The sequence below is a fragment of the Streptomyces saintjeani genome (assembly GCF_055409605.1).
This window is the reverse complement of the sequence record NZ_CP189624.1, coordinates 5,835,131-5,859,786: the sequence shown is the minus strand read 5'-3', so window position 1 is coordinate 5,859,786 and position 24,656 is coordinate 5,835,131. Positions and strand designations below refer to the sequence as shown.

The following is a 24,656-nucleotide window of genomic DNA, read 5'->3' as shown; positions in this document are numbered from 1 at the left end:
AGACGATCATGCAGCACACCGACGTCCTGATCGTCGGCGCGGGCCCCACCGGCCTGACGCTCGGCATCGACCTGGCCCGGCGCGGCGTAGACGCCCTGGTGACCGAGAAAGGCCCGGCCCTCTCCCCCGGCTCCCGGGGCAAGGGCCTCCAGCCCCGCACCCTGGAGGTCTTCGAGGACCTCGGCGTCGCGGACGAGATCCTCGCGGCGGGCGGCCCCTACCCCACGACGATGACCTGGCAGGACGGCGAACAGCTCGGCGAGCGCCCGATGTTCGACCCCGTCGAGGAGAACGAGGGCTCCCGCTTCACCACGCCGTGGATGCTCCCCCAGTGGCGCACCCAGGAGATCCTGTACGACCGCCTGCGCGCCCTCGGCGGCCGACTCGCCTTCGATCACGAGGCGTTGACCCTCACGCAGGACGCGGACGGCGTGACCGTCACCTTCACCGGCGGTACGGAGATCCGCGCGCGGTACGTCGTCGCGGCGGACGGCGGACGCTCGGCTCTGCGCCGGGCGCTCGGCATCGGTCTGGCCGGCGGCGAGACCCTCTCCCTCGACCCGATCGTCGTCGCGGACGTCCGCATCCCCGGCCTCAGCCGCGCGCACTGGCACATGTTCCCGCCGTCCCAGGAGGGCACCGGCTTCCTCGCGATCTGCCCTCTCGCGGGCACGGACCACTTCCAGCTCGTCGCCCAACTCACGGGCGGCCAGGGCCTCGACACGGACGCGAGGGCCGCGCTGGAGACCGTGAACGCCATCCTGCGCGCCCGCACCCACCTGTCCGGTGCGACCGACCTCACCTGGTCCTCGGCCTTCGTCCCCCGCACCGCCCTCGCCGACCGTTTCCGCGCCGGCCGGGTCTTCCTCGCGGGCGACGCCGCGCACATCCACACCCCGGCGGGCGGCCAGGGCCTCAACACCAGTGTCCAGGACGCCTACAACCTCGGCTGGAAACTCGGCGCGGTGCTGCGCGGCGCCCCGTCGGACCTCCTCGACACGTACGAGGAGGAGCGCAGGGCGATCGCCGCCGACATGCTGGGCCTCTCGACGGCCATCGCCCGCTCCGAGGCGCGGCGCGGCCGGTCCACCCGCCAACTCGACCTGAACTACCGGGAGTCGAGCCTGTCACAGGGGACGACACGGGTGCTGCGCGCCGGTGACCGCGTCCCGAACACCCTCGACGGCACCGACCTCCACGCCCTCGTCCAGGGCCCCGACTGGACCGAACTCACCCTCCCCGAGGGCGTGTTCCTCGTCCGCCCGGACGGGTACGTCGGCTGGTCGGGGCCGACGCGCGAGGGCCTGGCGGAGTACGCGGCACAGGTCGGCATACGGGGGTGAGGTGCCCGGCGCTTCCAAGGGCCCGGCGCCGGTTCAGAACGCGTCCGTCGGGACGTACGTCCCCCACACCTCCCGCAGCGCGTCGCACACCTCCCCCACCGTCGCCCGCGCCCGCAGCGCCTCCCGCATCGGGTACAGCACGTTGTCCTCCCCCGACGCCGCCTTCCGCAGCGCGTCCAGCGCGGTGTCCACCGCCCCCTGGTCCCGGCCCGCCCTCAACTCCGCGAGCCTGCGCGCCTGTTGCGCCTCGATCGCCGGGTCGACGCGCAACGGCTCGTACGGCTCCTCCGCGTCGAGGCGGAACCGGTTGACGCCGACGACGACCCGCTCCCCGGCGTCCTGCTCCTGCGCGATCCGGTACGCGCTGCGCTCGATCTCGCCCTTCTGGAACCCGTGCTCGATCGCAGCGACAGCCCCGCCCAACTCCTCGACCTTGCCCATGAGTTCGAGCGCGGCGTCCGCCACGTCGTCCGTCATCCGCTCGACGACGTACGACCCGGCGAAGGGGTCGACGGTGGCGGTCACGTCGGTCTCGTACGCCAGCACCTGCTGCGTACGGAGCGCGAGCCGCGCGCTCTTGTCGGTCGGCAGGGCGATCGCCTCGTCGAAGGAGTTCGTGTGCAGGGACTGCGTACCGCCGAACACCGCGCCGAGGGCCTGGACGGCGACCCGGACGAGGTTCACCTCGGGCTGCTGCGCGGTGAGTTGGACCCCGGCGGTCTGCGTGTGGAACCTCAGCATCAGGGACTTGGGGTTCCGCGCGCCGAACTCGTCCCGCATCACGCGGGCCCAGATCCTGCGCGCCGCACGGAACTTGGCGACCTCCTCCAGGATCGTCGTCCGCGCGACGAAGAAGAACGAGAGGCGGGGCGCGAAGTCGTCGACGTCCATGCCGGCGGCGACCGCCGTACGGACGTACTCGATCCCGTCGGCCAGCGTGAACGCGATCTCCTGCGCGGGGCTCGCGCCCGCCTCCGCCATGTGGTACCCGGAGATCGAGATCGTGTTCCACCTCGGGATCTCGGCCTTGCAGTACTTGAAGATGTCGGCGGTCAGCCTCAGGGAGGGCTTGGGCGGGAAGATGTACGTCCCCCTCGCGATGTACTCCTTGAGTACGTCGTTCTGGATCGTCCCCGTCAACTCGCCCGCGCCGACGCCCTGTTCCTCCGCGACGAGCTGGTACATCAGCAGCAGCAGCGCGGCGGGGGCGTTGATCGTCATCGACGTCGACACCTGGTCCAGGGGGATGCCGTCGAACAGCACCTTCATGTCGTCCACGGAGTCGATCGCGACGCCCACCTTGCCGACCTCGCCGGAGGCGATCGGGGCGTCCGAGTCGTGGCCCATCTGCGTGGGGAGGTCGAAGGCGACGGACAGGCCCGTCGTGCCGTTCGCGATGAGGTGGCGGTAGCGGGCGTTGGACTCCACGGCCGTGCCGAAACCGGCGTACTGGCGCATCGTCCAGGGGCGGCCGGTGTACATCGACGGGTACACGCCCCGGGTGTACGGGTACTCCCCGGGTACCCCCAGCTTCTCGGCCGGGTCCCAGCCCTCGAGTGACTCCGGCCCGTAGACCGGTTCGATGGGGAGTCCGGACTCCGACTCGCGCGTCATGGTGCCGCCGCCTCTCGCTGAACTGTGGGCCTCGGCACCATCTTGGCTCAGCGGCGTGCGGTCGTCCCGTGGAAGTAAGAGCGCGGACGGGACCGGGGGAACGTGTCCCGCCCGCGCCAGGTGCACGGAGCCGTAGGTACGGGGGGAACCCCGGCTCTGTGCGAGGGCCGATGACCAGTCGGCTCACTTGGTACTGCGCCGGGGGGCGGGAAAGTGTCACACCCTCAGGGAGGTTTTTTTCTGAACGCCGGAAAAGAGCAGGTCAGGGCTAGGCGAGGAGCTGTGCGCCGCCGTGCGGACGGACGCCGCCCGCGCCGCCGTGGCCGCCACCGCCGTGACCACCGCCGTACCCACCGCCCTGTCCCCCTCCGGAGTTACCCCCTCCGCCCCCTCCACCCCAGGCACCCTTGGTACTCCCGGCAGACCCCCCGAACGCGAACCCCGCGCCCCATCCCCCCTGAGAGCTACCCCCGGAGCCGGACCCCCCGCCGGATCTGGACCCGCCGTTCGACCCCGTACCCGTACTCCCCCCGTTGCCCCCTCCGGAGCCCCCCTGGTTCCCACTGCTCCCGTTCCCGCCGTTCCCGCCGGACGCGCCGCCGCCGGAACCCCCCTTGCCCCACCCGCCCTTGTCACCCTTGTCCCCCTGAAGTACCCCCGCGCAGTACGCGGGCACCTTGGCCGCACCCCCGGCGGCTCCCTCCAGGGACCTACGCCGTGCCCTATCCACGGAACGCCCCAGCGCGAGGTCCCGGCACGTGGTGTCGAGGGCCTCGTTCTCCTGGGCGCCCGTCCCGCCGTCTCCCCCTGAAGTAGTCCCCCCGGATGCCCCGGACCCCCCGGACACGGCGGATCCACCGGCCCCGCCGGACGGGCCTCCCCCCGTAGTACCCCCGGCCCCCCCACCGTCAGGTACTACGCCCTCGGCGCTGACCCCCGGCGCAGGCACCGGCGTACCCCCCTGGGACTCCTCGGGCGTAGGCGTGGCAGCGGCGGACACGGTCGCCCCCGGCTCGGGCGTACCCGACCCCCCGGACCCGACCCCGGCCACCACGGCCGCACCCCCCGCGACACCCAGCGCCAGCACAGCGGCGAGCCCGAACCGGGCCGCCCGCTGCCGCCGCGACACCCCGGCGGACACGACAGGCACCCCGAGCTGGACAACGTCCCCCACCTCACCGGCGTCCCCCACCGGCGCCCCGGCGAAGCCCCCCTCGGTCACCCGCTCCGCGCGCACCTTGCGGAACGCGGCCAGCGCTGCGGCCTCGCCCGGCAGCTCCGCACCGTCCTGCGGTGCGGCCGGCGTCAGCGAGCCGAGCGTGTGCGCGAGACGCGCCGCCCGCTCCCGGTCCGCGGGCTCGACGACGTCGGGCGACTGTCCGCTCAGCAGCCGTTCCGCCGTGTCGGAGTCCAGCCACCTGTACTGCTCGTCGGCCATCACATGTCCTTCTGCGTCCGCGCGCACGCATGCGTCACACCCGGCCCCGACTGCTGCGGCAGCGCGTCGAGCACGCCCGAGGCGCCGGGATCCTCCCCGATCAGCTCGGCGAGCTTCTTCAGTCCGCGATGCGCGGCGGTCCGTACGGCGCCGGGGCGCTTGCCCAGCGTCTCGGCGGCGGTCTTCGCGTCGAGCCCCATCACGACCCGCAGCACGACGGCCTCGGCCTGGTCCTGCGGAAGCCGCGCGATCAGGGAGAGCGTACGGCCGGTGGCGAGCGCCTCGATGGCCTCCCCCGCGGTGTCCGACTCGGCGGCGTGCCCGGTCAGCTCGGTCTCGTCGCCGCCGATGGCGGGCCTGCGCCCCCGCATCCGGATGTGATCGAGAGCACGGTTACGGGCAATCCGCGCGGCCCACCCCCGGAACCGGTCGGCGTCGCCGCTGAACCGCTCCAGGTCCCGGGCGATCTGCAACCATGCCTCGGACGTCACGTCCTCCGCGTCCGCCTCCCCCACCAGGGTCCGCACATACCCGAGCAGCCGAGGGTGCACGGCGCGGTACACGGCCCGGAACGCGTCCTCGTCCCCGCCCTGCGCACCGAGCACCGCGGCAGTCAGCTCCGCGTCGTCCCCCAGCACCCCGGCACCCTGGTCTCTAGTCCGTCTGATTCGCGCCACCGAAGATCCCTGGACGAGACGGTCGGTCACCCACCCCGCTCCCTGGCGCGAAAGGCACGTTACGACCTCCATCCGCGCCCCGTCCACGCCGGTGTGACAGAAACCGCTCTCCCGACGCTGTACAGAACACGGGCCGCCGCGCGACCCGTACAACGACGGCCGGGGTCTCTCCTGTGGGGGGTGGCGACCCCGGTCGTCGCCTGTTTCGGCCGCCTCGACCGGGTCCGGTGCGGACTTCGTCGTGGGAGCGGCGACGGTCGAACTTACGCAACCTGGCTGCACCCGCGTTGACCGGTCAGGTCACTTCGCGCGCCAGTCGTCTGAGCGCAACGATCTGACTGCCCGCGAAAGCAGCGACATCAATCGCAATCGCCGCAAGGGTGAGCAGGACAAGCACACTTGCTGCGGCCACAGACACCGCAGCAAGTACACACGCCGCAAGTGCATTCGCTACAAGTACGAGACGCAAGCTCCCCGCCAGGGGACGAAGGCTGAGCCACCACACGACGCCGGCCCACAGCACGGTAGCCACACCGATGCTGACGACGACGAGTGCCGGCAACTGGACGGTATCCGCCGTCAGATGCGCAGTCGAAGCGATCACCAGCCCGACGAGCAGACAGTAGAGCGCATCAATACGGAGGCTCAACAGACCGAACCGGCTCCCAGACATACGCAGAGGCTAGCTCTCCGGCTGGGGCCTTTCCCTCCGCATCGTCGGTGATCACCACATCACCGTCACCTTTCGGTTCAAGTCGCCGTCCATGTCGTCGCCTGTTTCAGCCACCGTAGAGAGCGGGCAGATCGACAAGAAGTACGTCACCACGCCGACCGGCCGCCTCGACCAGGTCCAGATAGAACCCGTGCAGCGAGTACAGCGCCAGAACGGCGGCGCCGATGTCGTACCCCAGCTCCGCGAGCAGCGTACGGATCCGCTCCAGCCGCTCCAGATCCCCGGTCCGCCGGCGAGCCGCGGTCGCCTTGGCCTCGCCGAGGAGGGCGATCCTCGCGCGGGGAGCCTGGGGCCGCTCGCCGACGGCGAGGGCGATGACGTCGACCTCGTGTTTCGTGCGGGCGGCCGGGTCGGCGACCTCGGTGGTGCCGACCGGTCCGGGAAGGCCTCCGGGCAGCAGGGAGTGGGCGTATCGGCGGGTGAACTCGCGGGCCAGGTCCTCGAAGTGAGGGCCGAGGATCTTGGAGTTGAAGGTCGGGGCGGCCTGCGGGAGGGTGATGAGCTGGTTGAAGCGGATGACGGGGTCGGCGAGGGTGATGACGGGGTACCGGGCACGCAGGACGTCCTGCTCACGGCGGATGCAGCCGGTGGACTCCAGCACGCCCAGCGGGTGCGCGACGGCGTTGCGCGGACGCTCCAGGGCGGCGCCGACCTTGCTGGGGGTGGTGGCGCCGTTCGCGATCGCGGTGAGGATGTCGTAGTACAGCGTGTGCCGGGTGATCCTCGGGTCCTCGCGCAGCAGGTACTCGGTCTCGGTCCGCGAGTACACCGCCCGGCCCGGGTCGAGGAGGGTGCGGCCGAGCCAGGTGCCGAAGCCGCCGTCCGGATGCGGGCGGCCCGCCACCGGACGGTAGCCGGGGGCGCCGCCGAGGACCGCGTGCACCTTCAGCGCGGTGAGCGGGTCCGTGATCCCCCAGAAGTTCCGGCTGTCCCGGTAGCCGAACGGGCCGAGCCGCAGGTCGACCACCGCGCGGCCCCGGAGCAGCTCGGTCCCGGACAGCAGTTCGCGCATGACGCTCATCGCGGAGCGACAGAGGATCAGCCGCGGCCCCGGCCAGCCGACCACCCCCCGCTGGCGCTCGTCGTAGAGCTGCTGAACCGGGATCTCGGGCGAGTGCTGGAGCAGGTACGGCAACTCGTCGATCACCAGCAGCGAACGCTCCGAACGGGCGGTCACGTCAAGGGCGTTGGACAGGACGTCCCGCCAGTCGGTCAGCCGGAGGCTCCCCGCCCGCAGCCCCGCGTGCGCGGCGACAGCGTCGCTGAACCGCCGGATCGCGGGCAGCCGCCCCTCTTCCCGGACTGCGGTCACGTACAGCCCGCCGACCCGACACGATCCCGAGCCGCATCGCCGGGTCCGGATCGACGAGGAACTCCGCGAGCAGCCCCCACTCCCGCTCCCGGCCGACCACGTCGTCGGGCTTGACCGGCAGGTTCCTCGGCATCCGGACTCCGTACATCTCGACTACGACGTATTCCGTCTAAGTCCACTTCGACAGAGCCCGCCATGCCGGAATCACCGCCGGTCGGCCCTTGCCTCCGCCTTCGAGTCCGTGCGGAAGCGAACCACCCCGCACGCGGAGTCACCCGGTCTACGACACCCCGTCGTCCTCCCGCCGCCGGTCGTCGCACCGCCGGGTAGGCGCACACAACGCCCCCGAATCCCGCGCCACCCGAAACGCGGCCAGCGCCTCGGTCTCCGCGTCGATGTCGGGGTCGGGAAGGGTCAGCGCGTCGGCGAGGAGGCGCGGGAGGTCGGTCATTCGATGCCCAACTCCTTTGCCAGGCGGCGGAGTCCGCGGTGTGCGGCGGTGCGTACGGCGCCGGGGCGCTTGCCTAGGACGCGGGCGGCGGCGGGACCGTCGAGGCCGACGACGACGCGCAGGAGTAAGGCTTCGGCCTGGTCGGGCGGCAGCATCCGGACGAGGGTGAGGGCGCGCTCCGTGGAGAGGGCCTCGGCGACTTCGTCGTACGTGTCGTGCGGGGCGACGGGGTCGACGTCCTCCAGCGAACCGCCGCGTACGGGACGTACCTTCATGCGGCGCAGATGATCGAGCGCCCGATGCCGCGCGATGGTCGCGGACCACCCCCGGAACCCGGCCCCGTCCCCCCGGAACCGCCCCAGATCGCGGGCGATCTCCAGCCATGCCTCGGAGGCGACGTCCTCGGCCTCGTCGCCGACGATCCCCTTCAGATACCCGAGCAACCCGGGCTGCACGATCCGATAGACAACCCCGAACGCCACCTCATCGCCCTCCTGGGCACGGGCGACGGCCACCCCGAGCTCCCCGTCGAACGCCGCCTGAGGGCGCCGGGGTTCCCCACCCTGCCCCACAACAAGTCCCCGTTGATGCCGAAGTCCGAGGGCGACGCCCGCGCGGCCCACCCCCGTGGGACCGCCCCGGCCGCCGGTCCGCGACGCGGCCCTCACTGTGTCCAGCGACGAACGACCGGAAAGCATCACGGGGTTGGGGTGTGGAACGGGTCACATGACGGGAATCCGACACCGCACCCGAGCCGGGAAACCCCCTCCTGGAAACAGATCCCGTTGCAGACCCGCACCACCGAAGCCGGACATGGCCGCCGCAGCCCCCGCATCACCCCCCGCGCTCTCGGCCCGAGCCGCGTCCTCCGCATCCTTCACCACCGTGTACGCCCGATCGAGCTGGCGCCAGATCTTGAACGCTTCCACCCCGACCTTGATGGCCTTGAACACCTTGCCCCAAGGGACTGCGGTGAAGGCTGTGCTGAAGCAGCCCATGACGTCGCCCTCTGGAGGCTGAGCGTTCCTGGGAGCGGGAGCGGCAGGCACGGTGGCGGTTCGCGCTGGTTCTGACGGCTGGCTTCGGGGTCGATCTGGACCGCCGTGTGATCGGTACTGAGGGGGTGGCCTGATGGGTGCGCGGAGTGAGCGTGGCGGGTCGGTCCCGGAAGCGTCCGGGGACGGTGCGGCGGCGGTGGTCGTGCGGTTGGGGGACACCGTCGAGGACACGGGGAGCGGGAAGGTCGGGCGGGTGACGGGGTTCGTCGGCCCGTACGTGCAGGTGCGTCCGGTCGGGGGCGGTGTCGAGTGGGACGCGCGCCGGGAGTTGCTGCGGCCGGTGTCCGGTGGGGAGGCGCTGCGTGCGGGTGTGTCCGTGGCCAACGCGCGGTCGAGGGGGGAGTGGCTGTGAGCGGGTACGAGTCGCTTCCGGTGGATGGGGAGACGATGCGCGCGACGACGGCGCGGGGCCTCGCGGAGGATGCCGGGGTGCCGACGGTCGATGAACTGGAGACCCTGGTCCTGATGTACCGGGGCACCTCATGGTGCTGATCCCGGAGGTCGGGCGGGTGACGCTGGAGTGCCCGCAGGACGATGCGGCCGTGGTGACGGCGTGGGCGGGCATCGGGAAGGCACGGCGGCGGCTCGACGCAGTGGGGGACGGCGCGTTTCCCCGCGAGTTCGCGCACGCGCGGCGTCTGGCGCGGTCGGTGGTCTGTCTGCTCGGGCATCTGGAGCACCTGGAGAGTGGGGGTGGTCGTCGTGAGCGGTGGCTGACGGTCGTGTACCTGACGGTGCTGGCCGTGTCGGGCCGGTGTCTGGTATGGAGCATCGCGCACGGCGGCGGGTGATCCCCGCCCCATGAAACGGCCGCCCGCCTTGTCTGCCTTCCCCCGTGGCAGCAAGGCGGACGGTCCCCCCGGCGGCCCCCTGGAGCGGTTCGATCCAGGGGCCACCGTCTGTTCCCGGCTCTGCTTTGCTTTCCGGGGGTCAGAGTGCGGGGGCGATGAGGCCGGTTCCGCCGATGACGCCGATGGCTTCGGGCTGGCGTCTGGCGGCGAACGCCGAGTAGCCGTAGGCCAGTAGCCGGACCTGGAGCGCGCCGGATCCCACGTCGTCGAACCGCAGTTACGCGGGCGCGGCCGATTCGTCCTCCGTGAGGATTAGGTCACGGAAGTCGGCGGCACGGCCGTGCCCACCGGGAACTTGAAGCCACCCTTGCTCTCACTCCATCTGAGCAAAAAACCTAATGTCACCCAAGGCGTCCTCGGCAATCCCTCCCAGCATCGAATCGCCTAGAAGCCCCTCCAGGCAATCAACTATTTGACTTCCGACAATCCCGCGCATCCTTCCAATATGCCCCATGCACGTTACCGCCAGTGAACGCAACTGAGGATCAGTATCCTCCCGTAGCTGCTCAAGCAGAAGACTTTCCAGCCATTTTCGATCCGGATCCTCGTAGGTGAGATACAGGAGAGCACGAGTCGCCCGCCCTGTGTCGCCACTCTTAAGGTCCGTCAATTTTTTGATGCGAGTCTCATTCGGATCATTTACACCTCTGGCCGTCATGGCTCCTGGATATCTCCTGCCTTCAACCCTCGACGCAAGGCATTACGCGCCTGCTGCATCCCGGGGTCAGAATTTATGTCCGTCCTCACATGCCCGTGGAAAACATCATTCGTCCCTCCTTCCACTGTGCATCCACACTGAACCTCACCAGTACGGTCGAGGATCACACGGTCGCCATTACTGGGGTCGATCCCAACACGACGCGGGGAAGTCGCCTTGATCTGCACCGAATTATCAAGCGCACCCTGCCCATCCGCAGGTTCCGCACTGTTCTCACCACGTGAACTTCCGCGAGCTTCTCGCCCATGCTTCCCTCCGGCCTCATATACCTGCTCACCGCAGTTATGAACAAGGACGGAAGTACCGCCTGCCAGCACATAGTACGTATGCAGCTTCCCGACGGTCAGGTCATAGGTGACCCCGCCCCGGTGGAAGTTCCGCACCCCCGCCACCACCACAACCGACCCGTCGGGCTGGCGGAGCTTCGTCCCCGGCGTCAGATCGTGGGCGTCGACCCACCGCTGCCGCCCCGCATCCCAGAAGGGGTGATGCCAAGTCGTCGTCAGCGTCTGGGACTTGCCGGAGTTGTCGCCGGACGAGGGCGGCCCCCGGACCGGTGCCACAGCCAGCGTCAGGATCGTGAAGTCGTGGTCGTTGCGGGTGACGATGACCTTCTGGACCGGTTCCGGTGAGGTGACGCCGGTCTGGGGGTCCGTGGCAAGGACCTTGTCGCCCGTCTTCACCTTGCTGATCGGTTTCGCCGACCCGTCAGCGAGGCGGACCGGGGTGGTGGGTGTGAAGCTGTGGACCTCGCAGCTCGCGGCGGCCTCCGCGTCACCCCCGGCGCTCTCGGCCCGCCCGGCGTCGGCCATCGCCCGCTCGCTGCGGGCCACGTCCTCCGCGACCCGCGCCGCCTCCTCCGCGTCCTTGACGGCCGTGAACGCCCGGTCCAGCTGCCGCCAGATCTTGAAGGCCTCGACGCCGACCTTGATGGCCTTGAACGCCTTGCCCCAGGGGACAGCGGTGAGAGCCGTGTTCAGGCAGCCCATCACGTCGCCCTTGGTGAAGCAGTTGTAGGCGTCCGTGACACCGAGGACATCGGCGACGAGGTTCAAAAGCTGGTGCTTGAGCCCGGTGACCTGCTTCTTCGCAGCGGCAGCCGCAGCGTTCGCCGTGGACTTCGCACGGGCGACCGCACGCGCCTCGGCCTGCGGGTCGTACGTCTTCTTGCTGATGTTCCCGCCGCTGGCCCCGTAGGCGTGCCCGTCGGAGCAGCGTCCGTGATGGCAGGTGGCGTGGTTGGGGCCACCCGGGTCGACGGGACCGTCGGTGATGTAGCGGACGGGGTTGTTCGGGCCGGTCCCCGTACCCCCGATGGGGTACCCGATGCCGCACAGGTCGGCGGGGCACAGCCCGGACGGGTCGGACAGAGTCACCGGGGAGTCGGCGGCGTAGTCGTACGCGTTCCACGTCTGCGGCGCCCCACTGTCCAGCACCGGGTCAGGACTCAGGAACCGCCCGATCGACGGGTCGTACTCCCGCGCCCCCAGATGCGTCAGCCCCGTGTTGTCGTCCTGCGCACCCCCGACGAACCCGCGCTGCCCGACCCACGCCCCGCTCTGGTCCCTGGCCTCCCCGAAGGGCTTGAACTGGCGCCGGGTGACCGCCTGGGTCTGGGAGTCGACGGCGAGGGTGCCGGTGCCCTGGTGGTCGGGGATCAGGTATGTGAGGTGGCCGTCGGAGGAGTGAGTGGCGACGGTCTCACCGGCGATGGAGATGTACCGGAGCCCGTCGGCGCTGGTGGCGCCCTTCTTGAGGGTGAGTTCCTCGTCGCCGGCGTAGAGGGTGGTGGTGTCCGGGCCGTGGCGCAGCAGGAGGGTGCCGTCGGCGTCGTACAGGTAGGTCGTGTCGGCTGCCGTCCCGGTCGAGGACAGGTCGGTGAGGTTGTCCTCGTCGTCGTACGTGAGGGTGTCGGTGCCGGCGCGGGTCGTGCGGGTGGTGACGTTGCCGTTCGCGTCGTACCCGTAGGTGTTCGTGGTGTTGGACGTGGCGTCCGCCGGGACGGTCTTCGCCACCTGGGACACCGCGTGGGCGGGACCCTGGCCGGCGGTGACGGGGGTGTACGTCGCGGTGGTGTCGTGGGGGGAGTCACCGGTGACGTCGTGATCGACCTGGCTCCTGCGCGCGCCGGTCGCGTCGTACGTCCAGCTCTGCCAGTACGGCGAGGGGCCGCCCACCGTGGCCGCGCCGGGCGCCCCCGCGCAGTCGTCCTTCGCCGTCCAGGCCGCGCTGAGGCGCTGCGCCCAGTCGTACGAGTAGCACTGCGTGTCGGTGGTGCCGGTCTCCAGCTTGTCGGTGATCTTCGTGATGTTGCCGGAGGGCTGGTAGGCGTACTTCGTCTGGTCGGAGATGGCCGCGCCGGACTTGGTGGTGACGGTCGAGCCGGTCAGGCGGTGGGTCTGGTCGTCGTACGCCAGGGTCTGCTGGGCGAAGTTGCCGTCGACCCCGTAGGTGAACTGGGAGGGTTCGTCGAACTCGGTGTACTTCAGGTCCCGGACGTACTCCCAGCCGTTGATGTCACCCGCGACGGCGATGGGGCGCGCGTACTTGTCGTAGGTGTAGCTGACGGTCTCCCCTGGAAGGGTGACCGTCGTGGGCAGACCTTCGGAGTACTCCGAAAGGGTGCCGGTGAGCTTGTAGTGGTTGGACCTCGTGTAGTTCCCGGCGAGCGCGCCCTCGGTGGAGGGGATCACGAGCTGGGTGCCCTGGACCCAGCCGTGGCTGTCGTAGCCGAGGACCTTCTGGGTGTACGCCGCGCCGGAGGTGCCGCCCACGTAGCGGGTGGAGGAGGTGGGCCGGTCCTTCTTGAGGGTGTCGTACGTCCAGGAGGCGAGCTCGTTCGTGGTGGACGCGTCGACGCCTCCCGTGAGGTCGAACTCGGCCTTCTTGCGGCCCAGTTCGTCGTACTGGTAGCCGATCGTCTTGTGCCGGGCGTCCGTGGTGGACAGGAGCTGGCCCGCGTTGTCGTACGCCGACGTCGAGGTGCCCGTGTCGGGGTCGGTCTGGGTGGTGCGGCGGCCGAGGAGGTCGTAGCCGCTGCTCCAGACGTGGCCCTGGCCGTCGTCCTGGCCGGTCTGGTTGCCCGCCGCGTCATACGTGTAGGTGACGGTGTCGGCTACCCCTGTGGGGGTAGTCCCGTGGTACCGCAGGAGCTTGGACAGACGGCCGCGCGCGTCCGTGTAGGTCGTCGTCGGGGTAGTACCTGCGGGGGGTGTGACGTCCACCCGGTCCGAGCCGGGGTAGGCCGTCGTGGTGCGCCAGGTCTCGGTGGCGAAGTGGTAGGCGATGGAGGCGGTGGGCCGGCCCGCGCCGTCGTAGACCGTGCCGGTCTGGGACGGCGTCTGGTTGTCGGCGGCGTCCACCAGCGTCCCGGAGGGCGCGCCGGTGTTGTAGTACGGGGCCGACGCGCTGACCGCCCACCCGTGGGAGTCGTACACCGTGTCGGTGATGACCCGGCCGCCGTCCACCGTCGCCGTCTGCGTCTCGCGCGGACGCAGCAGCGCGTCGTAGAGGGAGATGGACGTCCGGTAGGTGTTGTCGTCCTGGAGGCTCTGGGTGGTGACCGTCGAGGGAGCGCTCGGGTTCAGGTCGTAGGCGTACTTGGTGTTGGGGTTCGCGGTGGTGGCGAACCCCGGGTTCCATACGGCGGTGAGGCGGCCCAGCGGGTCGTAGGTGCTGTTGGTCGCGTAGCCCGCCGCGTCCGTGGTCTTCAGGTCGGTGCCGCGTGCCGGGTCGAGTGTGGAGGTGGTGGTGAAGGCCGCCGTCTGGCCGGTGACCTGGGGGCGGGTGACCTTGACGGAGGTGGGTGAGGCACCGGTCGCGGGGGTGAAGTCGGTGGTGGTGGTACGGCCGTCCGCGTCGGTCTCGGTGTGTTCGCGGCCGTAGGAGTCGTAGCCGGTCTTCAGCGCGGTGATGTAGTGGGCCGTGCCGTCGGCGGCGACCGAGTCGGCCTTCTGGACCATCGTCACGTCGCCCTTGGTGGGCGGCGCGGTGTTGTCCGTGGAGCCGTCGAAGAAGGTGAGGTCGTCGCTGACCAGGTTCTTCGGGTAGGTGGGGGTGGTCGCGCAGGAGACGGAGACCTCCTGGACCCGGCGGGGCGCGGGCAGGGTCGCGCCGGAGGCGTCCTTGGCGTACCAGGTGCGGGTGCAGGTGTCGTCGGCTGTGGTGGAGGTGTCGCCCTGGTCGTCGACGGCGGTGGGCAGGCCGGTCGCGGGGTCGAGGGTGTAGTCGATCTCGGTGGTCTGCTTGGTGCCGTCGGCCTTGGTGGTGACGCTGCGGGCGCGCTGCATGTTGGTGCGGCGCGCGACGAGCGGGTCCAGACCGGTCTTCGTACGGGTCTGGGTGGCCGTCGCCGCCGAGGTCCAGGGGTCGGTGACGCCGTCGGACAGGAGCGCGCCGCCGTCGCCGTTGTAGGACTGGGCCTCGAAGACCTGGCCGGTCAGCCAGTCGGAGTCCTTCTGGGAGTCGGCGCCGATCGCGGCGTCGAGAGTGACGGAGCGGGTGCCGGTGGACGTCTTGTCGCCGTCCATGCCCCGGAAGTAGGTCTGCCGGGAGAGGGTGAGCGTGCCGGGTGAGGTGCCGGTGCGGGACTCGACCCGGCCGTAGCCGCGCCACTGGTTCCAGGTGCGGTACTTGGCCTGGGTGAGCGGGTCGTCGTTGTAGTGCCAGGCGGGGTCGCCGAGGTAGCTGTAGGTGGTCTGGACGGGGAGTCCGCCGCCTGTCGCGTCCTGCTCGGTGACGGAGGTGACGACGAACTTGTTGAACCAGTCGAGCTGCGGGGAGGTCTGGCCCGGCGGCGTCCAGTACTGGGGGTAGCAGCGCAGGGTGTTGGTGTCGGCGGCCGAGGGGAGGACGGGGGTGCCGGTGCGGTGGCACTGGGGACCCGTGTAGTTGACGGTGGTCGTGCCGCCGGACTCGGTGGTGACCTTGGTGATCCGGTAGCGGGTGATCGGCTGGTAGCCGTCGAGTCCGTCGACCCGGTTGGCGAGGGCCTGTCCGGTGAACGTGATGGGGGGCAGGGCGAGGCTGCCGCCGTCCTTGCCGGTGCGGGTGATGGACGACAGCCACAGGGCCGGGGTCGTGGTGTCCCCGGTGGCCGGGAAGGTGTGGGCGAGCGTCCAGGCGTCGACGTCCGTGTAGGCGCCCGCGACGAGCGTCTGGGTGCGGATGCCGGTGAGGCGGCGGCTGCTGAAGAACGCGGGGCCGTGGTTGTCGCAGGTGCCGGTGGACGGGCAGACCTGGTCGACGGGGACGTCCGGCCAGTGGGTGGCGTTGGCGGACGTCATCTTGGCGGGCGCGCAGTCGAAGTTCGCGTCGGGCAGGCAGCGCTCGGCGGTGTCGAAGAGGACCTGGGCGGCGGCCGGTGACGCCGTGTCGTAGACCTTTCCGGCGAGCTGGCCGTACTGGATCTTCGCGAGGGAGCCGGAGCGCGTGTAGGGCGTGGGGGTGGTCGCGTTGTCGCGGCCGTAGTAGCCGGTCTCCGGCGTGTACCAGTAGCTGATGGCGTTGCCGTGCGGGTCGACCGTGTAGTCGAGGTTCCAGCGGTAGCCCTGCTGGCACCAGGAGGCGGCGAAGGTCGCGGCGTGGCAGGGTTCGCCGGTGTCGTTGCCGTAGACGGGGGCGGTGAACACCGAGTTGGTGGTGGCGGCGCCGGTGGTCCAGCCGGGGAGGCGGTTGAGGCCGAAGTAGTACTGGGTGCCGTCGGCGGTGGTGACGACGAAGTACTCGTTGTCGTTGTCGCCGTTGACGGTGTCCGTCCTGACCTGGATCTTCTCGCCGTTGTCGTCCTGCGGGTGCCAGGTGCCGGTGGCGTCGTCGTGGACGAGGGTGTTGGAGGAGCCGTTGAGGGACAGGGTGAGCGAGTCGGCGTCGTCCGACCAGCACTCGTCGGAGGTCTTGGGGCTGCCGTTCGCGGTGTCGTCGGCGCAGGAGGCGTAGCCGCGCTCGACGAAGCCGGGCGCGTAGTCCCAGCCGTCGCCGATCCAGGAGGACTGGGCGTTGGTGGAGGAGGTCCGTCCGTCCACGGCCTGGGAGCTGTAGTCGAGGGAGACGCTCGGGGCGAGGCTGCCGGGGACGTCCGGGACGGGGACGGGGTACGAGTAGCTGAACGCGCCGCTGGAGCCGCCGGCCGACCACTGTCCCGAGGGGGCGAGGGAGGTGGCCGCGTAGCTTCCGCCGCCGCCCGTCGCCGCGGCGACGGCCGCGAGCACCAGGGGGGACGCGGTCGTGCGGGGTACCTGGACGGTCGCGGTGACCTGCTCGTGGCGCGCGTCGTTGGCCGAGGGCAGCGGAGTGCGGGTGCGGCAGTGGGGGGCGGCCGGGGTGGTCAGGGCGCAGGCGGGGAGCTGGACGAGGCGCAGGCGGGTGGCCCAGTCACCGCCGTACGCGTCCTTGAACGCCGAGTAGTCCAGAGCGACTTGGGCGCTGCCGCCGGGGGTGGCGCTCCTGGGCCGGACGGTGAGCAGGACGCCGGGCAGGCCCAGCTTCTGGGCCGCCTGCCGGCCGGGCAGGGAGATGTGGAGCTTCGTCGTGGCGGGGGCGTGGTGCGGGCCCGTGGGGGTGACGGTGACGGGGAGGCGGCCGGCGCGGGTCTTGGCCGCGAGAGTGGTGTCGGCGGCTCCGGCCGCCGGCCAGGCGGTCTTCGGGTTCCAGGACGGCATGCGGGTCGCGGGGACGGCGTGTCCGTGGACGGGGGTGACCGGGACCGAGCGGTCCTTCTGGGGCTTCACCAGGTGACCGGGGGCGGGGGTGGCCGCCGCGAGCGCGGTCTGGGTGGCGGAAAGGGAGAGGAGCAGGGCGAGTGTCGTCGTGAGAATCAGCCAGATCCGGGCCGTGGATCTACGTCTGCCAATTCTTCCGAAATTTCGAACCAATCGCGTGCCGCGAGTCACCTGATATCCCCATCCCCTAGTGAAGGCCCCGTGAAGCTAACCGACGCCACAGATGGGGAGGTTAAGGAACGAATAAAGAGACTGCGTGCATATGCCAAAGAACTCAAAGCACACTCAAAGGATCAGCAATGCGACAGTTGTCCGCCCCTTATCGTCCGAAATGCGAAAAGGCTTCTCCCTAGGGTGTGCGCATCAGACGCACTCGCCCGGCCGGGGGGAATTCCGCATGTCCGACATACGAAGAGCCGTGACCCTGGTGCTTCTCGCACCGCTGGTCGCGGTGGGCCTGACGGCCGCCCCCGCCACGGCCGACAGCACCGCCCCCTCGCCCGGCGTCCCGGCCCCGCCGCTCACCGCCACCCGCCCCGACGGCCCGGCGGGCACCCAACTCCCGTCCGACGACTCGGGGTTGACGTCGGCCCAGGAATCCGCGCTGGCCGCCGCCCAGGCGAAGGCGTCCGCGAGCGGCAGCCCGGTCACCGTCGACGCGCTCACCACCGAGACCTCCACCGCGCAGGCCAACCCGTCGGGCACGGTCACCTGGACCGGCAGCCTGCTGCCGGCCCGCGTCCGGCAGAACGGCGCCTGGGTCCCGGTCGACGCCACCCTCCGCGCCGGCACCGGCGGCTACAGCCCCGCCGCCTCCGCCGAGCCGCTCACCTTCTCCGGCGGCGGCACCGGCCCGCTCGTCACCATGACCAGCGGTACCGCCCAACTCGCCTTCTCCTGGCCGACGTCACTCCCCGCGCCCACGGTCTCGGGCCCGACGATCACCTACCCGGACGTCCTCCAGGACGTCGACCTGAGACTCACGGCGGACACGACCGGCGGCTTCTCGGAGCTGATCGTCGTCAAGACGGCGACCGCCGCCGCGAACCCCGCCCTGGCGAAGCTCCAACTCGCCACGCACACCACCGGACTGACGGTCACCGACGACGGCCACGACAACCTCCAGGCGGCCACGCCGAACGGCCAGGTGATGTTCAGCGCGCCGCAACCCCTGATGTGGGACTCGACGACGAGCACAGCCACGAACTCGGTGAAACCCCAACTCCTCGCGGAGACGAGCGACTCGGGCACGACCACCACGGCCGCCACTGCCACCACGACCACCGGCCCCGCCCCCGGCGCCCGCACCGCCCACGTCACCGACGACGTCACCGGCTCCACCCTCTCCCTCACCCCCGACCGGACCCTCCTCACCAGTTCCTCCACCCACTACCCGGTCTACATCGACCCCACCTGGAACCCGCACTACGCCTCCGGCGCCAAGCAGCACTACATCGAGACCCAGCAGGGCTGCCCCTCCGCGAAGAACTACGACTCCACCCAGTACGGCGACCCCGGCGTCGGCTACAACAGCTGGTCGGGCTGCATCGGCGTCGAGCGCTCGTACTTCCAGCTCGCGATCCCCTCCGCCGTCTGGGGCACCCACATCGTCGCGGCGACGGTCGACGCCAAGGAGAACTACTCGGCCAGTTGCAGTCTCTCCGCCGACGTGAAGCTGTACCTCACGGGCGCGATCGGCTCCGGCACGACCTGGTCCAACAGACCTGCCCTGTCCACCTACTTGGGGTCCAAGAGCTTCGGCCCGGCCTGCTCAAGCGAACCCTCCGGCGGCTTCTCCGTCACCTCGACGATCGCCAGGCTGGCCGCCTCTAAGGCGTCGAGCTGGACCTTCGCGCTGGTGAACAGCCAGGAGGGCAGCGGCGACGGCAACTACTTCAAGCGGTTCGCGAACAACCCCTCGATGTCCGTCGAGTACAACCACGTCCCGGCCAAGCCGAGCGCCCTGGCCGCCAAGTTCGGTACGCACTCGGCGGGTTGCGGCACGACAGCGCCGTACCCGGTGATCGGCAAGACCCTCGCGACGACCCCGCCGACCCTCAACTCCGTGGTGAGCGACGGCGACAAGGACGCCCTCGCGGCGACGTACAAGTACTGGGTCGGCAGCGGCAGCGCGACCACGACGGCCAGCGCGACGGTCGCGAGCGGCACGAACGCGCCGAAGCAGTTGTCGTCCACGTTCATGAGCGGCCTCAGGAGCGGGGACGTCGTCAGCTGGAACGTCACCGCGAGCGACGGCAAGGACACCAGCGGCGCCTCCTCCACCTGCCACTTCACGGTCGACCTCAGCGCCCCGGCCGCCCCGACCGTCACCAGCGCCGACAGCCTCTACCCCGAGGACGCGGCAGGCACGACGGCAGCGGGTACGGCGGGCCGCTTCACCCTCGTCACCGACAGCGCGGCCAAGTTCCTCTACCGCCTCGACGTCAGCCCGCCGACCTCGAACACCCCGGCGGCCCAGACCGTCACCGCCTCCGGCAACAAGGCGACCGTCACCGTCACCCCGCCCGCCCCCGGCACGCACACCCTGTACGTGTACGCGGTCGACGCGGCCGGGAACGTATCGGCGCAGCAGCAGTACCAGTTCACCGCACTCGGCCACACCGGTACGACGTACCCGAGCCTCCAGGCGGCCTTCGACAACACCGCCGTCACCGACGACGCCCACCGAGCGGCCGGCGACGCGGACGGCAACGGCGCGACCTTCTCCCTCCAGGATCTCAAGGCGGCCGGCTGGCAGCCCGGCGGCAAGATCACCGTGGACGGCGCCACGTTCACGCTCCCCTCCTTCGGCGCGGCGAGCGGCGACAACGTCCTCGCGGCCAACCAGACCGTCCAACTGAGCGGCAGCGGCCGGGCGTTGGTGTTCCTCGCCACCTCGACGTACGGATTCGTCGGCGCGCAGCGGGCCGACGACGACGTCACCAGCCCCGCCGTGCCCGACGGCACCTCCGTCGGCGGCACCGAGTGCACACTCGGCAACGGGCAGTACGAGGACTGCCTGACGGGCGGCCCGATCGGCACCGTCACCTACGCCGACGGCACCGCCGCCCAGCGGTACCACCTGACGGTCCCCGACTGGGTGTACGGCTCCCCGTCCCTGGCAGCGCTCACCCTGCCCCACCGCAACCACGCCGACGGCACCCAGGAGACCCGCTCCACGAACGTCTACGCCTTCGCCGTCCCCCTCAAGGCGGGCGCCGCGCTCAGCTCGGTCACCCTGCCCGACCTCGCCGACACGGCCCGCGTCGACGTGCCGGGGCTGCACATCTTCGGCATGGCGGTCCGCGACACGACGGCCGCGCCGGGCGGCGCGCACTGGACGGGGGCCTGGAGCGCGCCGAACGAAGGCGCGTTCAACTACGAGACCACCGACTACAGGGACCAGACGTTCCGCGTCACCGCCGCGCCGGGCATCGCCGGGTCGAGCATCCGCGTCCGCCTGTCCAACGCGCTCGGCCGCACCCCGCTGACCATCGACCACACCACCCTCGCCACCCAGTCCTCCGGCGCGGCCCCCACCGCGACGCCGGCCGACCTCACCTTCGGCGGCGGCAAGGCGGTGACGATCCCGGTCGGCGGCGAGGTCTACAGCGACCCGGTGAGCTACGCGGCCACGCCCGGCAAGCGGGTCATGGTCAGCCTGCACCTGGTGAACGACACCCCGTTCCTCGTCCAGCACAGCTGGGCCGCCGGGACCACCATGTACGTCAGCGCCGTCGGCTCCGGCGACCACACCGCCGACACGGCGACGACCGCGTTCAGCGGGACCGGGACCACCTGGGGCTCGTTCACGGACATCCTCACCGGCATCGACGTCGTCACCGACGGGAACCGGCCGACCGTGGCGGTCCTCGGCGACAACCTCGTCAGCCCCTTCGACACCGCCACCAAGGCCGTCCTCGGCGCACCCCGCCTCGCCGACGCCCTCACCAGTCCTTCGTACGGTGTCGTCGGCACCGGCATCGAGGCCAACCGGCTCGCGACCGACCTCACCGGGCAGGGCGGCCCGTCCGTCCTCACCCGCCTCGACCGGGACGTCCTCGACCTGCCCGGCCTCTCCACGGTCGTCGTCGACGAGGGTCTCCAGGACATCGTCTCCGGCACCGACGAGGCCGGCCTCGAAGCCGCGTACGACGTGCTGCGCACGCAGCTCAGAGGCTGGGGCGTCAAGGTCGTCTTCACCACCCTCACCCCCTGCACCGGCTACGCCCCCTGCACGGCACCGGCCGACGCGAACCGGGTCGGCACCAACACCTGGATCACGGACCAGTTCGACGCGAACACGCCCACGGTGAGCTACGCCGACACGGAGGCGGCGGTAGGAGTACCGGACACGACGAGCAAGGCCGACCCTCCTCCACTGGACCTGAGCCCCGAGGCCGACGCCGGGGACCACGTCAACCTCACGGCGGCGGGGTACGGGGCGTTGGCGGGGGCGATCGACGCGGGGGCACTGGGGCCGGACGTGTAGGGGACGGAGTGAGGGGCGGTGGGGGTCGCCCACCGCCCCTCACAACGCCTCCACCACCCGCCCCCGCCGAGAAACCACCGCCCGCACCACCCGCCGCCCCTCCGTGGACACATCCACCGCCCGCCGCAACCCCGCACCCCCATGCCCCGCGACCACCTCCAACACCGTCACCTGGCGCCGGAGTTCCGCGACGACCAGCGGCGGCAGGCCCTCGGTGCGGCCGTCGCGGGGGATGTCGGTGTCGGTGCCGGCGGGGTCGAGGAGGAGGTGGATGCGCAGGGCCGCGAGGGAGCAGGTGTCGGCCCAGTCGCGGAGCGCCTGCCCCGTGCGTTCGGCGGGTGTGCCGTCGAGCATCGCGCGGGTGAGGAGTACGGCGTCGTCCTCGGACTCGGCGGAGCCGTCCAGCTTCGACTGGATCTGCTGGAGCAGGGCCGGCCAGGCGGCGGGGTCGCCGCCGGGTGCGAGGTTTCCCCACAGGGGTCTCAGGACCTCGTCGTCGCCTCCCAGCAGAGACACGCACCGATCCAAACAAGCCAACCCGCTCGCGGCGAGCGTCAGTTCGTCGGCCCCCGCCAACAGTTCGACCAGGTTCATCGACTTCTCCCTCCCCTGGGCCCCACCCCCGTACGAAGCCCCTGTTTCCCTGTGGCGCCCCAGTCTCACAGGGCCACCACCCGATACGCCAGGGCAAACGGAACGGAGATTTCCGGCCAGAAGTGGCCGAGAGAGGGGAGAAACCCGCCGGGAAGCGGAAAGAGGCGGGGTGAGGCATATGCCTGGTCGATGCCCACAGCTGACGCCCACAGTTGACGACCGCCGTTGACGACTGCTTCACAGACCCCCGAGCGACACCGGCGTCACCCCACCGGCAACGCGGCCCCCTGAGCCCCCGCCATCGCCTTCTCGTTCTGCATCCGGGTGACCCGCAGCACGACCAGGATCGCCAGCACCGCCGCCACCGCCTCCACCGCGTCCGTGGCCATGGTCATCCCGGTGAACTGCCGGTATTCGACGGCGGTTTCCACGTACCGGTACTTCGCGCTCATCACCCGACCGGCGAGAATCCACAGCACCCACGCCGCCCACCAGGCATTGACGAGCCCATGGGACACCGTCCGCCCGAGTGGCGCGCTCGCCTTCCAGACGTCGACCATCACGCGCCGGGGGAACCAGAAGTTGACGACCGGCACGAACCAGCCGCCGATGGCCCACCCCCGCCCCTTCGCGTGCCCGCCCGGCTCGAAGACCTCCCCGTTCACCCGCACCCGCCAGAACCAGCAGAGGTAGACGACGACGGTGGCCATCAACACGGGCGTCTGGACCACCGCCGACAGGTTCGACAACCGGTCCGCGTCCCGAGCCCGTTCGACGACGTCGACCCCGGCCGCGAGGTCGTCGTAGACGCCGTACTCCACGCTCCCCACCCACACCGCGAACAACTGCCCGACGACGACAGCCCCCAACAGCACGGCCGTAGCTCTCGCCAGCCCCACCGGCGAACGCAACCACGCAACAGACATGAAATCCCCCCGAGTCATGAGAATTCCGGGCCTCCCCAGACCCGGAACGCGCATTCTCGCACAGGATTCCCTCAGCTCACCCGCCCCGCCAACTCCCGGAACCCCGCCCACGACAAGGAAGGCGTACGGGAGTCCCACAGTTTCTGCGAGACCGCCCGCAACGGCATCCGAATCCCCGCCGCGACCTGAGCCTGCGTCTGCGACTGGGACAGATCGCACCACACGGCGAAAACCCCGCCGAGAATCTGCGCGTCGTAGGACGAGGGAACCGCGACGGCCCCCCGCAGCACCCGGGGATTCCACTGCTCGTAGATCCGCTGCCCCGTCGGATAGACGAAGGTGTTCGGCTCCCCGAGCACGTAGTAGAGGAACTCGTCGTTGTAATTGACGACCTTCCGCCCGGCGGAGAGGTACTCGACCGGTTTCCGCGCCCCCAGCTCCTTCCCGGTCCAGTACGCGACCTGGATCCCGTCGGCGGCCTCGACGGACGTCCCCCGGTAGAACCCGTCGTTCCAGGCCCGCACGGTCCGCCCGGCGACCGCCTTCGCACGGTCGTTGAGCCACGCGGTGGCGAGATCGGCGACGCCCGCGCCGGCGCCGTACTCGTTCCGCGCGGCGGCGGCGAGCTGAGGATAGAGGGCGCCGGGGTTGGGCACGGTCAGCGCCTGGTACTCGTCGCCGCCGAGATGCCAGGCGGAGCCGGGGAACAACTCCGCGTATTCGCGGAGGAGTTCGTCGACGATCTGGGCGGAGGCGCCTTTGGAGATGTCGACGGCGCCTTTCGTCGGCACGCCGTTCACATTGCGGAGCTGCAATTCCGGGTGCGCCGAGATGACCGCCCCGAGGTGCCCCGGCGAATCGATCTCCGGCACGATCTCGATATGCCGGGACGCCGCGAGGGAGACGATCGACTTCACCTCGGATTTGCTGAGATGAACCTTCGACACGACCTCCGGGTGCGAATCGGAGGCGATCCGGAACCCCTGGTCGTCGGAGAAGTGCAGCCCGAGCTGATTGAACTTCAGGTCGCCCAACTCCCGTACCCGGTCCTCGATCCAGGACGCCGAGAAGTTCTTGCGCGCGATGTCGAGCATGAACCCCCGTACGGGCTTGGCGGGCCGGTCCCGCACGACCCCTTCGGGCGCCGCCCCGCTCCCGCGCACCTCCTGCTTCAGCGTCCGCGTCCCGTAGAACACGCCCGCCTCGGACGCCCCGCTGACGGTGACCTTCCCCCCGCTCACGGTCATGCTGTACGACTCCGGGGGCCCGTCCTCGCCGAGTTCGAGCCGTACGTCGCCGTCCCGGCCGTCGGCCGCCTCACCCCCGTACGACATCCCCAACTCCCCGGCGATCAGCCGCCCTTCGTCCGCGAGCCGGGAGTCGTCGACGACGACCCGGAAGCCTGGCTCGGGCCGCCACCCGGGGCCGCGCGCCGGGGTGTGGGAGGCGACGGCGGGGATCGTGCTGGGGCCGGCGGAGAGAGGGTACGAGGAGGGGGGCCGGGTACTGGGGGAGGTACTGGGCGTGGCGCGGGAGGCCCGTGCGGACGCCTCGGCGCCGCCCTTCGGGGACGACCCGGACGAGGCCCACACCCCGACCCCCACCCCGAGCCCGACCGTCACCACGAACACCCCGGCGACGAGGGCTCCCCGCCGCCCGCCACCCTGCCGCGTGCCCCGCCTGTGCCTGCTCACGCCGTCAACCTACGGCTCACGACCGACCACCCATCG

At 70.8% G+C, this 24,656-nt stretch carries 18 protein-coding genes and 1 pseudogene; 5 read left to right on the top strand and 14 right to left on the bottom strand.

The features are described 5' to 3' along the window. Positions 1-8 precede the first annotated feature (8 nt). On the top strand, positions 9-1,343 hold the full coding sequence (locus tag ACQCO7_RS26790; RefSeq protein ID WP_464074195.1) for an FAD-dependent monooxygenase: 1,335 nt from the start codon (positions 9-11) through the stop codon (positions 1,341-1,343). 33 nt (positions 1,344-1,376) lie between these two features. On the opposite strand, the gene ACQCO7_RS26785 is transcribed toward ACQCO7_RS26790, so the two are convergent. The 8 genes and pseudogenes from ACQCO7_RS26785 to ACQCO7_RS26750 all read right to left on the bottom strand — a co-directional run bounded on the left by ACQCO7_RS26785 (position 1,377) and on the right by ACQCO7_RS26750 (position 8,566). Beyond that, positions 1,377-2,957 (bottom strand): acyl-CoA mutase large subunit family protein, encoded by a 1,581-nt coding sequence (locus tag ACQCO7_RS26785; protein WP_464074194.1) that lies wholly within the window; start codon positions 2,955-2,957, stop codon positions 1,377-1,379. Positions 2,958-3,225: 268 nt separating this feature from the next. Beyond that, on the bottom strand, positions 3,226-4,395 hold the full coding sequence (locus ACQCO7_RS26780; RefSeq protein ID WP_464074193.1) for a hypothetical protein: 1,170 nt from the start codon (positions 4,393-4,395) through the stop codon (positions 3,226-3,228). Next, positions 4,395-5,033 carry an RNA polymerase sigma factor gene (locus ACQCO7_RS26775; RefSeq protein WP_010351882.1) on the bottom strand — a complete coding sequence of 213 codons (639 nt, stop codon included), beginning with the start codon at positions 5,031-5,033 and terminating at the stop codon, positions 4,395-4,397. The genes ACQCO7_RS26780 and ACQCO7_RS26775 overlap by 1 nt, the downstream gene beginning before the upstream one ends. A gap of 334 nt (positions 5,034-5,367) precedes the next feature. Then, positions 5,368-5,745 carry a hypothetical protein gene (locus tag ACQCO7_RS26770; RefSeq protein WP_464074192.1) on the bottom strand — a complete coding sequence of 126 codons (378 nt, stop codon included), beginning with the start codon at positions 5,743-5,745 and terminating at the stop codon, positions 5,368-5,370. A 106-nt stretch (positions 5,746-5,851) separates the two neighbouring features. Next, a pseudogene (locus ACQCO7_RS26765) lies at positions 5,852-7,250 on the bottom strand (AAA family ATPase). A gap of 147 nt (positions 7,251-7,397) precedes the next feature. Beyond that, the gene (locus tag ACQCO7_RS26760) at positions 7,398-7,568 is read right to left on the bottom strand and encodes a hypothetical protein (protein WP_464074191.1); all 171 of its coding nucleotides are present in this window, start codon (positions 7,566-7,568) and stop codon (positions 7,398-7,400) included. Continuing rightward, positions 7,565-8,140 (bottom strand): RNA polymerase sigma factor, encoded by a 576-nt coding sequence (locus tag ACQCO7_RS26755; RefSeq protein WP_464074190.1) that lies wholly within the window; start codon positions 8,138-8,140, stop codon positions 7,565-7,567. The genes ACQCO7_RS26760 and ACQCO7_RS26755 overlap by 4 nt, the downstream gene beginning before the upstream one ends. Positions 8,141-8,290: 150 nt before the next feature. Beyond that, the gene (locus tag ACQCO7_RS26750; protein ID WP_464074189.1) at positions 8,291-8,566 is read right to left on the bottom strand and encodes a hypothetical protein; all 276 of its coding nucleotides are present in this window, start codon (positions 8,564-8,566) and stop codon (positions 8,291-8,293) included. Positions 8,567-8,699: 133 nt separating this feature from the next. Between ACQCO7_RS26750 and ACQCO7_RS26745 the strand changes: the two genes are divergently transcribed. From ACQCO7_RS26745 to ACQCO7_RS26735, 3 genes are read left to right on the top strand one after another with little or no spacing between them, the layout of a single operon-like run. Continuing rightward, positions 8,700-8,978 (top strand): hypothetical protein, encoded by a 279-nt coding sequence (locus tag ACQCO7_RS26745; protein WP_464074188.1) that lies wholly within the window; start codon positions 8,700-8,702, stop codon positions 8,976-8,978. Further along, positions 8,975-9,118: a hypothetical protein gene (locus tag ACQCO7_RS26740; protein WP_464074187.1), complete on the top strand. Its 144-nt coding sequence runs from the start codon at positions 8,975-8,977 to the stop codon at positions 9,116-9,118. The genes ACQCO7_RS26745 and ACQCO7_RS26740 overlap by 4 nt, the downstream gene beginning before the upstream one ends. Next, positions 9,109-9,417, top strand: a complete 309-nt coding sequence (locus ACQCO7_RS26735; RefSeq protein ID WP_464074186.1) for a DUF6415 family natural product biosynthesis protein — start codon at positions 9,109-9,111, stop codon at positions 9,415-9,417. The genes ACQCO7_RS26740 and ACQCO7_RS26735 overlap by 10 nt, the downstream gene beginning before the upstream one ends. Positions 9,418-9,556: 139 nt before the next feature. Here ACQCO7_RS26735 and ACQCO7_RS26730 read toward each other — a convergent pair whose 3' ends face one another. From ACQCO7_RS26730 to ACQCO7_RS26720, 3 genes are all read right to left on the bottom strand, one after another. Beyond that, entirely contained in the window at positions 9,557-9,679 is a 123-nt protein-coding gene (locus ACQCO7_RS26730) for a hypothetical protein (protein ID WP_464074185.1), read from the bottom strand. Positions 9,680-9,790: 111 nt separating this feature from the next. Then, positions 9,791-10,135, bottom strand: a complete 345-nt coding sequence (locus ACQCO7_RS26725; protein ID WP_464074184.1) for a hypothetical protein — start codon at positions 10,133-10,135, stop codon at positions 9,791-9,793. Continuing rightward, positions 10,132-16,923: an RHS repeat-associated core domain-containing protein gene (locus ACQCO7_RS26720; RefSeq protein ID WP_464074183.1), complete on the bottom strand. Its 6,792-nt coding sequence runs from the start codon at positions 16,921-16,923 to the stop codon at positions 10,132-10,134. The genes ACQCO7_RS26725 and ACQCO7_RS26720 overlap by 4 nt, the downstream gene beginning before the upstream one ends. 388 nt (positions 16,924-17,311) lie before the next feature. Between ACQCO7_RS26720 and ACQCO7_RS26715 the strand changes: the two genes are divergently transcribed. Continuing rightward, on the top strand, positions 17,312-21,406 hold the full coding sequence (locus ACQCO7_RS26715) for an SGNH/GDSL hydrolase family protein (RefSeq protein WP_464074182.1): 4,095 nt from the start codon (positions 17,312-17,314) through the stop codon (positions 21,404-21,406). A 39-nt stretch (positions 21,407-21,445) separates the two neighbouring features. Here the strand turns inward: ACQCO7_RS26715 and ACQCO7_RS26710 are convergent, their stop codons facing one another. The 3 genes from ACQCO7_RS26710 to ACQCO7_RS26700 all read right to left on the bottom strand — a co-directional run bounded on the left by ACQCO7_RS26710 (position 21,446) and on the right by ACQCO7_RS26700 (position 24,620). Further along, positions 21,446-22,000, bottom strand: coding sequence for a hypothetical protein (locus ACQCO7_RS26710; protein ID WP_464074181.1), 555 nt, complete (start codon positions 21,998-22,000; stop codon positions 21,446-21,448). Between the two features lie 263 nt (positions 22,001-22,263). Next, the gene (locus tag ACQCO7_RS26705) at positions 22,264-22,926 is read right to left on the bottom strand and encodes a DUF4328 domain-containing protein (RefSeq protein WP_464074180.1); all 663 of its coding nucleotides are present in this window, start codon (positions 22,924-22,926) and stop codon (positions 22,264-22,266) included. A 71-nt stretch (positions 22,927-22,997) separates the two neighbouring features. Next, a complete protein-coding gene (locus tag ACQCO7_RS26700; RefSeq protein ID WP_464074179.1) occupies positions 22,998-24,620 on the bottom strand; it encodes a beta-N-acetylhexosaminidase in 1,623 nt (540 codons plus the stop codon). Positions 24,621-24,656 lie beyond the last annotated feature (36 nt).